We start from the raw sequence: 12,599 nt of genomic DNA, 5'->3' as shown, positions 1-12,599 counted from the left end.
TAGTGATCCACATGACACACCCACGACGGCGACAAATGCCGAAGGAACGCCGTATCGGCTGGCACCTGTTGTGCGTGGCGCAGCCGTCCGGAACCGTCTAGGGCGCGATCTCGAGGACCCTCAGGGCCACCGCGACGTCGAGGCGCAGGTGGGGGTCGGTGGACAGCGGGCCGAGCAGCCGTTCGAGCTTGGCGACCCGGTAGCGCATCGTGTTGTAGTGGAAGAACTGCAGGCGCGCTGCCTCGGCGACGTTGAAGTTCGTGTCGAGCAGGACCTGCAGGGTCTCGCGCAGGTCGGCGGCCTCGGTCGTGGTCTCCGCGAGCGGGCCGAGGACGTCGGCGACGAACGAGCGCAGCTCTCCCCCGTCCGGGCCGCTGTCGGGGATCAGCGCGATCAGCCGGTGCAGGCCGAGCTGGTCGAAGAACGTCGTCGACCCGGCACCGTGCACCCGGCGACCGACCTCGACCGCTCGGCGGGCCTGGGCGTACGCCGCGGGCAGCTCGTCGAGCGAGCGCGCGACCCGGCTGACGCCGACCGAGAACTGCCGGCGGCCGCCGCCCTTGTCGCCGGCGACCGCGGTGACGGCACGCCGGACGACGCCGTGGCCGGCGACCGGTTCGGCGCTCTGCCCTTCCCTGGCCTCGGCCAGCGGCAGCAGGGTGACGACCTCGGAGGAGAAGTCCACGCTCGGGATGCCGGCCTGGAGCGTGGTGCTCACCTGGCGCCAGGCCGCGGAGAACCGCTCCTGCCACTGGCGCCGCTGGAGGCTGGAGGCGGGTTCCTCGCCGACGGCCGGGTCCAGCTCGGCGGCCACGACGACGACCGGGCGGCGCAGGTCCCAGCCGAAGGTGTCGGCGTGCTCGGCGACGTAGGCCGGGTCCTGGGCCAGGCCACCGCGGCGCAGCAGCAGGTCGCGCAGGAAGTCGCCCTGGTACTTGTTCTCGACCGCGGTGACGGCCTCCTCGCGGGTGATCAGCAGGGCCGCGACCGCGGCGGCCCGCTCGAGGGCGTGCACGTCGTCGGAGGTCAGCGGCTCGGCGGGACGCAGGCAGACCAGCCGGGCCAGGTCGGCGCCGCCGGCCGCGACCCGCAGCGTGCGCGCCTCGCCGCCGTCGACGGCGACGCCGTCCGTGCCCATCCGCTCGACCCGCAGCCGACCGGTCGGGTCGACCAGGTCGTGGTCGGCGAGGGCGGCGCGCAGGTCGTCGGGCAGCGCGGAGGCGCGCTCACGGCCGTCGGTGGAGGTGAAGGCCACGCCCACCCCGAGGACCCGGGCGACCTCGGCCGCGATGCCGTCGAGGTTGCCGCCCTCGAGCACGATCTGGGTCAGCCCGGTGTGCAGCGCGTCGATCCGCGCCAGCGCCGCGCTGGCGAGCTCTTCCCGGTCACCGCTTATCAAGACTTGCACTCCCCTGACGCCTGCGTTGGCACAACCTCACATCGGCAAACCGTAATCGCCCCCGATAACGTCGGGAAGGTGATCCCCGTCAGTGCGCCCCCGCGAGTGCGGGCGCAGCTCCGCGACGCGGCGGACGGACCGGCGCGGATCCTGCACCGCGGCCGGCACGCCGTGTACGTCGAGGTCGCGGGTCCGTCCGAGCGCCGCTGCGTCGGCGTCCTGGGCGCGGCGGCCACCGCCGTCCCGTGCGGTCTTCGGCTGAGTTCTCCCGATCTCGGCCAGATCCGGGGCGATCGGGCGTACCTTCGAAGCGGAGTCCTGCATCTCGACGGCACGGCCCTCGAGATCGGCAGGATCGTGGACGTCAGCGTCCCGCCCCTCCCGGACACGGCGGGCTCGGTCGCCGCCCAGGCCATCCCCCCGGCCGCGGTGACCGAGCTCGTCGGTCCGGTGCCCGCGCGGCTCGGCACGGGCGACGTGGTACGCGTGGTCGGCCGCGGCGACGGGCTCACCCCGCTCGGCGACGACATCGTCTGCGGCTGGCTCGCCGTGCACCGCGCCGCCGGCGTCGACACCCCCGAGATCGACGCCGCCGTCCGCTCCTGCCTCGACCGCACCACGCTCCTGTCCGCGACCCTCCTCGACTGCGCGATCCACGGCGAGGTCATCGCGGAGTTCGCGGCGTACGTCGCCTCCCTCGGCAGCGTCGCCGAGCCCGCCCGCGCCGCCGCGCTCGCCGCGGTCGGCCACACGTCCGGCGGCGGGATGCTGTACGGCGCCCGCCTCGCCCTCACCGCACTCCAAGGAGTCGCCGCATGACGACCAACCACGTCGAGCTCCGGCCGGGCGCCTACGCCGACTCGGTCACCCTGCTCCAGGTCAGCCGGGCGGTGCAGGGCCTCGACGGGGTGCTCGCGGCCCAGGTCGCGATGGCGACCGCGCTCAACATCGAGGTCCTCACCGAGATGGGCTTCGCGGTGCCGGCCCAGGCCGGTGCGAACGACATGGTCGTCGCCCTCCGCCTCGCTGACGCCGACGCCCTCGACGTCGCCCTGGCCGGGGTCGACGCGGCGCTGCGTGATGCGAACCGCCGCGACGACGGACCCACCGAGGTCGCACCCCCGCGCACCACCGCGAGCGCCTTCCGCCGGGTCCCCGACGGGCTCGCGCTGGTCTCGGTGCCGGGTGCGAACGCCCTGGTGGAGGCGATGGACGCCGTCGAGGCCGGCCACGACGTGATGGTCTTCAGCGACAACGTGCCCCTCGACCAGGAGATCGTCCTCAAGCGGGCCGCGGCGGAGCGTGGACTGCTGGTGATGGGCCCCGACTGCGGTACGGCGGTCGTCGGAGGGCTCGGCCTCGGCTTCGCCAACACCGTCTCGCCGGGACCGGTCGGCATCGTCGCCGCGTCCGGCACCGGCTGCCAGCAGCTGCTCGCCCTGCTCGACCACGCCGGCGTCGGCGTCTCCTCCGCGCTCGGGGTCGGCGGCCGTGACCTGTCGGCCGAGGTCCGGGGGCTGTCGACCCGCGAGGCCCTGCGCCGTCTCGACGAGGACGCCGCGGTCGAGCTGATCGTGCTCGTCTCCAAGCCGCCGGCCGACGACGTCGCCGCCGAGATCCGGGAGTACGCCGGGTCGCTCGGCACCCCGGTCGAGCTCGTGCTGCTCGGGCCCGGGAAGCCGGACCTGACCGCCGGCACCGAGGCCGTGCTGCGGCGGCTCGGCCGCGACGTACCGGACTGGCCGGTGTCCGGCTCGACGGCCGAGCGCGGCGGCGGGCGGTTCCTGCGTGGGCTCTTCGTCGGCGGCACGCTCGCCAGCGAGGCGAAGCTGATCGCGACCGACGCGCTCGGCGCTGCCTCGGTCGGGAGCGCGGGCCACACGTTCGTCGACTTCGGCGACGACGCCTACACGACCGGGCGCGCGCACCCGATGATCGACCCGTCGCTGCGGCTCGACCACCTGGCCCGGGCGGCGGCCGACCCCGAGACCGCGGTGATCCTGCTCGACGTGGTGCTCGGCCACGGCGCCGAGCCCGACCCGTCCGCCCTGCTGGCGCCGGCGATCGCGGCGGTCTCGCAGCCGGTGGTCGTGGCCGTCGTCGGCACCGAGGCCGACCCGCAGGACCTGGCCCGTCAGGTGCACGCCCTCGCCGACGCGGGCGCCGAGGTGCACCTGTCCAACGCGCGTGCCACCCGCCGCGCGATCGAGCTGATCGGAGCTGCCCGGTGACCACCCCCGCGACCGTCGTGAACGTCGGCGCCGACCTCTTCGCCGACGCGATCGCCGACCAGGCCGTCGCCGTCACCCGCGTCGACTGGCGCCCGCCCATGGACGGCACCGACGCCGACCTCGCGACGCTGGCCGCCGACCCGCTGCGCCGTACGGCCAACGAACGGGCCCTCGCCGCGATGCTCGAGGTGACCGCGACGCTCGTCGACGTCGCCCCGGCGTCCGAGCTGCTGGGACTCGAGCCCGGCCAGTTCCTGCACGCCGGCCCGCCGATCGCCTGGGAGCGGGCGTCCGGCCCGCTGCGCGGCGCGCTGATGGGCGGCGCCGCTCTGGAGGGTCTCGTCGACGACCCGGAGGACGCGGCCGCGCTCTTCGAGTCGGGCACGAGCGTGTCCCTCGAGCCGTGCCACCACCGCTCGACGGTCGGTCCGATGGCCGGCGTCGTCACGCCGAGCATGTGGATGTTCGTGCTCGAGGACGCCGCCACCGGTCGGCGTACCTTCTGCTCCCTCAACGAGGGCCTCGGCAAGGTGCTGCGGTACGGCGCCTACGGACCCGAGGTGCTGACCCGGCTCCGGTGGATGCGCGACGTGCTCGGCCCGCTGCTCCAGAAGGCCGTGCGGGCTGTGCGGGACTCGGGGCAGGGTCCCGTCGACGTCACCGGCATCCTCACCCAGATGCTCCAGATGGGCGACGAGGCCCACAACCGCAACCGGGCCGGCACCCTGATGCTGCTGCGCGACCTCTCCCCCGCCATGGTGACGTCCGGGACCGGCAGCGCGGACGTCGCCGAGTCGCTGCGGTTCGTCGGCGGCAACGACCACTTCTTCCTCAACCTCGCGATGCCGGCCTGCAAGCTCGCGCTCGACGCGGCCCGCGGCACCGAGGGCTCGACGATGGTGGTCGCGATGGCCCGCAACGGCACCGACTTCGGCATCCAGACCGCGGGCACCGGCGACGAGTGGTTCACCGGCCCCGCCCAGCTCGCCGACGGACTCTTCCTCGGCGACTACGGGCCCGACGACGCCAACCCCGACATCGGCGACTCGGCGATCACCGAGACCGCCGGCATCGGCGGCTTCGCGATGGCGACCGCTCCCGCGATCGTGCGCCTGGTCGGCGGCTCGGTGCCCGACGCGCTGGCCACCACCCGGCGGATGCACGAGATCACGCTGGGCGAGAACCCGCGCTGGACCGTACCGGTGCTGGAGTTCCAGGGCGTGCCGTCGGGCATCGACGTCACCCGCGTGTGCCGGACCGGCATCCTGCCCCAGATCAACACCGGCATGGCCGGCAAGCAGGCGGGCGTCGGTCAGGTCGGCGCCGGGCTGGTCACCCCGCCCGCCGAGATCTTCCCGAAGGCGCTGGCCCGACTGGCCGAGCTCGCCCGCGAGCGAGCGGCCCGCTGACGCGTCCCCGCTACCTGCTCGCCGCGCGCTGGTAGAGCCGGATCGAGAGCGGGACGAACACCGTCAGGATGATCCCCACCCAGATCAGCGTGTAGAGCACCGGGTGCTGCAGCGACCACACGTCGGGGGCCGGCGCGCGCGGATCGGTGTTGCCGAAGAGCTCGCGAGCGGCCTGGGTGACCGAGGAGACGGGGTTCCAGTTGGCGAAGGTCGCCAGCGGGCCGGGCAGGTTGCTGATCGACACGAACGTGTTGGCGATGAAGGTCAGCGGGAAGATGACGATGAACGACGCGTTGTTGACCACCTCGGGCGCCCGCACCAGCAGCCCCACCGACGCCATGATCCACGAGATCGCGAACGAGAAGGCGAGCAGGAGCAGGAAGCCCCCGATCGCCTCGAGCACCGAGGAGCGGATCCGCCAGCCGACCACCAGCCCGGTCAGCGCCATCACGGCCAGGCTGATCACGTTGATGCCGATGTCGGAGACCGTGCGACCCACGACCACCGACGACGGCGACATCGGCAGTGAGCGGAACCGGTCGATGATCCCCTTCTGCAGGTCCTCGGCGAGGCTGTAGCCGGTGAACGTCGCACCGAACACCACCGTCTGGGCGAAGATCCCCGCGATCAGGAACTCCTGGTAGTCGACGCCGGTGTCCTGGCTGCCGATCGCGTTGCCGAAGACGTAGGCGAACAGCAGCACGAACATGATCGGCGACAGGATCGTGAAGACCAGCAGGTCGGGCACCCGCCTGATCTTGCGCAGGTTGCGCCCGGTGATCACCCAGGAGTCGCTCACCGCCTCCCTGATCGCGCTCATCACGCTGCCCCGTCCTCGTCGTCGACCGTCTCCGCCTCGGCCGCGACGTGCCCGGTCAGCGCCAGGAACACGTCGTCCAGCGTCGGGCGTCGCAGGCCCGCCTCGCTGATGCCGACCCCGGCACGGCCGAGCCGGTGGAGGAGCTCGACCAGGTCGTCGGACCCGCCGTCGACCGGGATCGTCAGCCTCCGGTCGCGCTCGTCGGCGGTGGACTCCCCGATGCCCAGGCCCACGGCCTGCTCCCGCGCGGTCGCGAGCTGGGCGGCGTCGTGGAGGACGATCTCGATCCGCTCACCGCCGACGTGCGACTTCAGCTCGTCGGCGGTGCCGAGGGCGATCACCCGGCCGTGGTCGATGACCACGATCCGGTCGGCGAGCCGGTCGGCCTCCTCGAGGTACTGCGTCGTGAGCAGCAGGGTGGTGCCGCCGCGGACCAGGTCCTCGATGACGTCCCACATGCCGACCCGGCCGCGTGGGTCGAGGCCGGTGGTGGGCTCGTCGAGGAAGAGCACCGGCGGCCGGGCGACCAGCGCTCCGGCCAGGTCGAGGCGGCGGCGCATGCCACCGGAGTAGCCCTTGACCTGCCGGTCGGCCGCCGCGGTGAGGTCGAACTGCTCGAGCAGCTCCCGCGCCCGCGCCCGGCTGGCCGCCGCGCCGAGGTGGTAGAGCCGGCCCACCATGACGAGGTTCTCGAGACCGGTCAGATGCTCGTCGACCGCGGCGTACTGACCCGAGACCCCGATCCGCCGCCGGAGCTCCTGGGGCCGGCGCAGCACGTCGACGCCCGCGACCTCGGCGTGACCGCTGTCGGGCTCGAGCAGCGTGGTCAGGACCCGGACGGTGGTGGTCTTGCCCGCCCCGTTGGGACCGAGCAGGCCCATGACGGTGCCCTCCTCGACCTCGAGGTCGAGGCCGTCGAGGGCCGTCACCTCGCCGTACTTCTTCACCAGGCGCTCGGCCCGGATCGCGGGTGGCATGTCGCACTCCTCGGTCGGTGTGACGGTGGCCACCACTCTGACGCAGGCCACCGACGGTCCACTACCGACCTGCGTCGCGGCCTCGACTCATCGGTCTCCAGAAGGCCTTCGTGATGTCCACGTTGCCAGACGGCCGCAGCGGCGTGCCCTCCTCGAGGTAGCACTGCCGCGCCTCGTCCTGGTGGCTCGGCGGGAGCGAGCCGTCGGCACGCACCACCCGCCACCACGGCACCGGTCCGCCGTACGACGCCATGATCGAGCCGACCTGCCGGGGCCCGCCGCCGCCCATGACCTCGCCGACGACCTCCGCGATCGCGCCGTACGTCGTGACCCGGCCCCGCGGCACCGACTCGACGCACTGCAGCACCCGCTCGACGTACTCCTCGACGTCCACGCTCACGCCTCGCGGCGGTCGCCGAGGGTGACGGTGGCGGCCACGGTCGCCGCCACGGCCGCGGTCGTGGCGAGGATCCAGACGCCCGCCGGCTCGGGCTGACCGCGCAGCAGCCGCGCAGCGGCCCAGGTCGCCGGGACGGTCGCCAGCAGGACGACGGCCCGCAGGCCCCACAGGCGCAGGGTGGCGACCGCGACGGGCTGCGTGGCCGGCCCGTAGGACGCCACCTGGGCGGCGAGGTGCGCCACCAGCAGGGCCGCGGCCGCGACCATCGCCGCGGGCTGGATGTCGTCGCCCAGCGCGATCGTCCACCAGACCAGGACGACCAGGAGCAGCCCCGCACCCACCGGTGAGTCCGGCATCGCCGCGAACGCCCCGGCCAGGCCGAGCACCGCCACGACCGCCCACCACGGCGGCCAGTGTCCGGCGGGACCGGTCGCGAGCAGCGCGACCACCGGCCCGAGCAGGACCAGTGCCCGGAGCACCAGCTGCGAGGTCGGCATCGCGGCCACCAGCGGGATCACCGGACCACCACCCGGGGTTGCTGGGCACGCCGGGCCAGCCGGCGCATCACGTCGTCGACGGTGCCCGGCCCGCGCCACGCGACCACGGGGCAGCCGAGCATCGCGAGCCGGTCGAGCACCACCGAGCGCTCGATGCGCCGCATCCGCCAGGCCAGGTCCACCAGCCCCGGGTCGACCCCGTCGAGACCGGGCGGCCGGGCGTCGGGCGGCAGCGTGTCGATCACCAGCACGGTCACGCCGCGCCGGGTGAGGGTGGCGGCGACGGTGCCGATCGACTCCGCCAGCATCGGCGACATCACGATCACGACGGCGCCGCCGGTCACACCGAGCCGGAGCACCCCGTCGTCGGCTCCGGCGCCCTCGGCGACCTCGCCGACCTGGATCGTCGCCAGCCGGTCCTGGATCATCCGCAGGTGTCGCGCGCCGGCGCCGTACCCGACCTGCTCGCCACCCCGGCCGACCACTCGCAGCGCCACGCGGTCGCCGGTGCGGACGTGGTGCTCGGCGATCGCCGCGGCCGCCCGGACGGTCAGGTCGAGGCTGCTGGCGGCACCGTCGATCCCGCCGGAGGAGCCGTGGTCGGCGAGCGCGTCGACGACCAGCAGGACGCCGGTGTCCTCCTCGGCCCGCGTGGTCACCACGTGCAGGGCGCCGGTGCGCAGCGAGACGCGCCAGTTGATCCGGCGCAGCCGGTCGCCCGCCTGGAAGGACCGGATCCCGGCCAGCTCGGTGCCGCTGCCCGGTCGCCGCGACCGGTGCGCGCCGACCAGCCCGAGCGGTTGCGGGACCTCGGCCCGGGAGTCGTACGGCGCCGTGACCGGCAGCACCCGCACCTGCTGTCCGCCGAGGGCGATCGGCCCGTAGCGGAAGCCCGCCCACGGCGTGTAGAGCGCGACGTACTCCTCGCCCAGGAACCGGCGGCCCCATCGCCGCGGGCTGATCTCGACGTCGGGCACCCCCTCCGCGAGCAGCCGGCCGACGTAGCCGCCGGACGGCCGGAGCGCGACGTACGGCGGACGCCCGGCGACCCGGGTCACGAACTCGACGTCGTCCACGTCGGCCATCGCGAGGCGCGCGGTCGTGCCCTGGCCCTCGTGGAGGACGACGTGGTCGAGGTGGGAGTCGAGCCGCGGCTCGCGGGTCGGGCGGTGGACCAGGCTGAGCGCGACCAGCAGGACGAACGGCGCGGCGATGACGACGAGCGAGGGGTCGCCGACGACCAGCGCGACGGCGAGCGCGATGCTGCCGACGACGAGGGCCCGGCCGAGCGCCGCGGTCGGTCGCCAGTGGGAGGTGGCGGTGAGGACCCGGTTGCTGGGAGCGGGGGTCATCGGTGGACGTCGAGCGTCGCCGGCGTGGGCACCTGGGCGAGCACGTCGTCGACGACGCGGCGCCCGGTCACGTCGGTCATCCAGAGCTCGGGCCTGACGGTGATCCGGTGCGAGAGCACGGAGCGCGCCACCGCCTTCACGTCCTCGGGCACGACGTAGTCGCGGCGCCGCATCAGCGCGAAGGCGCGGGCGGCGAGGACCAGGCCCAGCGAGCCGCGCGGCGACGCGCCGGTGAGGACGTCGTGGTGGGAGCGGGTCGCGGCGACCAGGTCCACGCAGTAGCGCCCGACGCTCGGGTCGACCGTCACGGTCTCGACCGCCTCCTGCATCGCCAGCAGGCCGGCACCGTCGGTGACCTGCTCCAGCACGACCTCCTCCCGGCGGCGCTCCATCCGGCGGGCGAGCACGTCGTACTCCTCGGCCGCCGTGGGGTAGCCGAAGCTCACCCGCAGCAGGAACCGGTCGAGCTGGGCCTCCGGCAGCGGGTAGGTGCCTTCGTACTCGATCGGGTTGGCGGTCGCGAGGACGTGGAACGGCGCGGGCAGCGGGAAGGTCTGGCCCTCGACGGTGATCTGGCGCTCCTGCATCGCCTCGAGCAGCGCGGACTGCGTCTTGGGGGGCGTCCGGTTGATCTCGTCGGCCAGGAGCAGGCCGGTGAACAGCGGCCCGGGGCGGAACTCGAACTCGCCGCGCCGCTGGTCGTAGACGAACGACCCGGTCAGGTCGGCCGGGAGCAGGTCAGGGGTGAACTGGGCCCGGGTGAAGTCGAGCCCGAGGGCCTGCGCGAAGGACCGCGCAGCCAGGGTCTTGCCCAGGCCGGGATAGTCCTCGAGCAGCACGTGCCCCTTGGCGAGGACCGCGGCGAGCACCTGCATGAGGGCGTCCCGCTTGCCGACGACGGCCTTCTCGACCTCGTCGATCACCCGGGCCGCCAGGTCGGCGGCCCCGGGCACGGTGAGGTGGTGGTCGGGCATGGTGGTCACAGCTCCTCGATCCTGGTCAGGCAACGGTCGATCTCGGTCGGTCCGAGTCGACGAGCGGGTCCGGTCAGCACGGCCACCAGGTCGGGGCCGAGCAGCTCGACGCCGCGCGGGTCGTCACGGCCCACGCCGTACCGCTGGCGCAGCACCTGGTCGGCGAGGGCGCCGAGCCGGTCGCGCAGCGTGGTGTCGTGCGCGTGCGCGCGGGCCGACAGGTGCGCCTCGAGCACGTTGACGTAGCGGCTCAGCCGCGGGTCACCGGAGCTGCGGACGCTCGGCCGCTCGACGACGACCTCCCACGACGGGGTCCCTTCGGGGAGCGCGTCGCGCACCATGCCGAGGACCACGACGCAGACCGCGACGAGCAGCGCGAGGCGCACCGCGTCCGGGTCGGTGTCGGCCAGCACCAGCGCGCCCTCGAGCAGGCCGAAGGCGACCAGCCCCCCGAGTGCGCGCCAGACCCACCGGTGCGGCCTCACCCGCGGACCCCGATCGTGCGGTGGATCGTGTCGAGGGCCTCGATGGCGTCCTGCCGGTCGGCCTCGGTCAGCTCGTGCTCGGAGAAGCGGGCCTCGCGGTAGAGCGCCCCGAGCCGCGACACCGCGGGCTCGTAGGCGTCGACGAGGTCGAGCATCCGCAGCGTGTACTCCGAGGACGTCTCCCAGGGGCGACGCTCGACCCCGGCGGCCCCGCCCTGGGTCTCGAAGCGGTGCCAGCAGGCGACCACCGCGTTGCGGGGACTGCCCTCGAGGAGGGTCCGGCGCTGCTCCTGGGCGTCGGCGAGCATCTCGCGCGCTACGCGGACGGGTGGCTCGATCACGCCGAAGTCCACGGAGTCGGTCTCGGAGACGCGGCGACGGTTGAAGCGCCGCAGCTGCCAGCGGCGCACCCCGCTGCGACCGGCGAGCAGCACGAAGGCGACCAGCGCGATCGCGGCGGCGAGGTTGACGAGGAACGCCAGGGTCTTGACCCACGACGCGGTGGACGCTGTGCCCTCCTCGGGCGGGGTCGGGACCTCGGGGTCCTCGCGCGGGGCCTCGCTGGTGGACTCGGTCGCGGTCGGCGCCTGGACCCGGTCGGGACCGGTGCCGCGCAGGACGCCGCTCGGGCCGATGGTGGCGGCCCAGGCCACCAGCAGGACGACGAGGAGTGCGAGCACCACCACCGATCCCACGGCCAGGGTTCCGGCACGCCGAGGGGTCATTTGGGCAACCTACCGCCGTCGCGCCGAGACGACGACGGCCCCGTCCAGAGGACGGGGCCGTCGAGGTCGGGCTCAGAGGATGGGAGAGAAAGGCTCGGTGCCGTTGACCAGCTGCAGGCCGGAGATGCCCGAGTGCTGCTGCGCGAAGGCCAGCTCCTTGGCCAGGTCACCGATGTTGTTCGAGAGCGGCAGCGGAGCCAGGCCCAGGGTCGAGAGGACGCCGATCGCCTTGCCGTCGGCACTCACGAACGCGGAGCCGGAGTCGCCGGGGATGCCCGGCGACACGGTGTAGAGCGGGTGCGACCAGCCACCGTCGGAGGCGGAGTCGCCGAGGCTGACGCCGGTGTGGGGCGAGAGCTGCTCGATGCCGGCGCGGAGGCTGGAGTTGCCGTAGGTGTAGACCCGGTCGCCGGCGGCGGTGCCGTCGGTGTCGATGCCGGTGGGACCGCCCCAGAACGGGATCGAGGGGTTGACCTGGGAGACGTCGGCGGCGTCGACCTGGACCAGCGCGAGGTCGTTGTAGGCGCAGGTGTTCTCGTCGGTCGTGCCGAGCTCCTTCTCCGTCAGCCAGGACGAGTACACCAAGGTGCCCGAGCCCACCTGGGTGCCCTCGTCGACCAGGCTGCCGCCCTCGTTGAAGGTCACCTTGGTGCCCAGCGGGAGCGACTCGGCCTCGCAGCCGTTGGTGTCGGTCGCCGCGCCGAGGCCGGCGCAGTGCGCCGCGTAGCCGACGTACACGTTGGCGGCCGCGTCGGTGTAGACGAAGTTCGCCGTGCACTGGGCGCCCTCGGTGTACATCATCGTGCCGGGGTGGATCTTGGCCGTGCCGGCCGGCGCCCACGTGGGCGCGGCGCTGGCGGGGGTGGCGGTCGCGAAGGCGGCGGCGAGGATGCCGGTGCTCATCAGCGCGGCGGCGCCGAGGGCGGCGCGGCGCGCCGTCGAGGTCGAGGTCGAGGTCGAAGAGAAGCGCATAGGGTGGTCACCCTCCCGAAAGGCGGCGTCGTGGAGACCGACCGCGGTTGCTCTGGACGGGGTCCCAACGAGCCCTGGCCCGAACGGGTTACGCCTCGGTAGTCATTTCTGACCAGATTCGCGGTCTCGATACGCCGGTCGCGGGGTCACCCGACCAGCCGCTGGTCGAGTAGCGAGCGCCAGCGAGCGTATCGAGACCACCCGGGGAGATCTCGATACGCGGGTCGCCCACCTGACCAGCCCCGCTGGTCGAGTAGCGAGCGCCAGCGAGCGTATCGAGACCACTCGGGGAGATCTCGATACGCCGGTCGCGACCTCCTCCGTCGGTCGCGCGGCCACCTGACCAGCCCCGCTGGTC

Annotated in this window: 13 protein-coding genes; 3 read left to right on the top strand and 10 right to left on the bottom strand. The window is 73.8% G+C overall.

Annotated elements, in window-relative coordinates; all coding sequences use genetic code 11:
* Positions 1-97: 97 nt before the first annotated feature.
* Entirely contained in the window at positions 98-1,399 is a 1,302-nt protein-coding gene (locus PD653B2_RS22710) for a PucR family transcriptional regulator (protein ID WP_207559503.1), read from the bottom strand.
* A gap of 78 nt (positions 1,400-1,477) precedes the next feature.
* Between PD653B2_RS22710 and PD653B2_RS22705 the strand changes: the two genes are divergently transcribed.
* The 3 genes from PD653B2_RS22705 to PD653B2_RS22695 are packed head-to-tail and all read left to right on the top strand — an operon-like array spanning position 1,478 to position 5,039.
* Positions 1,478-2,218 carry a DUF2877 domain-containing protein gene (locus PD653B2_RS22705; protein ID WP_165763586.1) on the top strand — a complete coding sequence of 247 codons (741 nt, stop codon included), beginning with the start codon at positions 1,478-1,480 and terminating at the stop codon, positions 2,216-2,218.
* The gene (locus PD653B2_RS22700; protein ID WP_085874698.1) at positions 2,215-3,630 is read left to right on the top strand and encodes an FdrA family protein; all 1,416 of its coding nucleotides are present in this window, start codon (positions 2,215-2,217) and stop codon (positions 3,628-3,630) included. Before PD653B2_RS22705 ends, PD653B2_RS22700 begins: the two co-directional genes overlap by 4 nt.
* Positions 3,627-5,039, top strand: coding sequence for a DUF1116 domain-containing protein (locus PD653B2_RS22695; protein ID WP_085874697.1), 1,413 nt, complete (start codon positions 3,627-3,629; stop codon positions 5,037-5,039). Before PD653B2_RS22700 ends, PD653B2_RS22695 begins: the two co-directional genes overlap by 4 nt.
* A 10-nt stretch (positions 5,040-5,049) precedes the next feature.
* Here PD653B2_RS22695 and PD653B2_RS22690 read toward each other — a convergent pair whose 3' ends face one another.
* From PD653B2_RS22690 to PD653B2_RS22650, 9 genes are all read right to left on the bottom strand, one after another.
* Complete coding sequence (locus PD653B2_RS22690) at positions 5,050-5,859, bottom strand: ABC transporter permease (RefSeq protein ID WP_085874696.1); 810 nt, start codon at positions 5,857-5,859, stop codon at positions 5,050-5,052.
* Positions 5,859-6,836, bottom strand: coding sequence for an ATP-binding cassette domain-containing protein (locus tag PD653B2_RS22685; protein WP_085874721.1), 978 nt, complete (start codon positions 6,834-6,836; stop codon positions 5,859-5,861). The genes PD653B2_RS22690 and PD653B2_RS22685 overlap by 1 nt, the downstream gene beginning before the upstream one ends.
* 61 nt (positions 6,837-6,897) lie before the next feature.
* Positions 6,898-7,230 carry an MGMT family protein gene (locus tag PD653B2_RS22680; RefSeq protein WP_414689177.1) on the bottom strand — a complete coding sequence of 111 codons (333 nt, stop codon included), beginning with the start codon at positions 7,228-7,230 and terminating at the stop codon, positions 6,898-6,900.
* Positions 7,231-7,232: 2 nt separating this feature from the next.
* Complete coding sequence (locus PD653B2_RS22675) at positions 7,233-7,754, bottom strand: hypothetical protein (RefSeq protein WP_085874694.1); 522 nt, start codon at positions 7,752-7,754, stop codon at positions 7,233-7,235.
* Positions 7,751-9,085, bottom strand: a complete 1,335-nt coding sequence (locus PD653B2_RS22670; protein WP_085874693.1) for a DUF58 domain-containing protein — start codon at positions 9,083-9,085, stop codon at positions 7,751-7,753. Before PD653B2_RS22670 ends, PD653B2_RS22675 begins: the two co-directional genes overlap by 4 nt.
* Positions 9,082-10,059 (bottom strand): AAA family ATPase, encoded by a 978-nt coding sequence (locus tag PD653B2_RS22665; protein WP_085874720.1) that lies wholly within the window; start codon positions 10,057-10,059, stop codon positions 9,082-9,084. The genes PD653B2_RS22670 and PD653B2_RS22665 overlap by 4 nt, the downstream gene beginning before the upstream one ends.
* A gap of 5 nt (positions 10,060-10,064) precedes the next feature.
* A complete protein-coding gene (locus PD653B2_RS22660; protein ID WP_085874692.1) occupies positions 10,065-10,544 on the bottom strand; it encodes a hypothetical protein in 480 nt (159 codons plus the stop codon).
* Positions 10,541-11,269 carry a DUF4129 domain-containing protein gene (locus PD653B2_RS22655; RefSeq protein ID WP_085874691.1) on the bottom strand — a complete coding sequence of 243 codons (729 nt, stop codon included), beginning with the start codon at positions 11,267-11,269 and terminating at the stop codon, positions 10,541-10,543. Before PD653B2_RS22655 ends, PD653B2_RS22660 begins: the two co-directional genes overlap by 4 nt.
* A 72-nt stretch (positions 11,270-11,341) precedes the next feature.
* Positions 11,342-12,241: a hypothetical protein gene (locus PD653B2_RS22650; protein ID WP_085874690.1), complete on the bottom strand. Its 900-nt coding sequence runs from the start codon at positions 12,239-12,241 to the stop codon at positions 11,342-11,344.
* Positions 12,242-12,599: the final 358 nt, after the last annotated feature.

It is taken from the genome of Nocardioides sp. PD653-B2 (genome assembly GCF_002117935.1).
Classification (GTDB): domain Bacteria; phylum Actinomycetota; class Actinomycetes; order Propionibacteriales; family Nocardioidaceae; genus Nocardioides.
The sequence above is the reverse complement of the archived record's forward strand: the minus strand, read 5'-3'. Positions and strand labels throughout refer to the sequence as shown.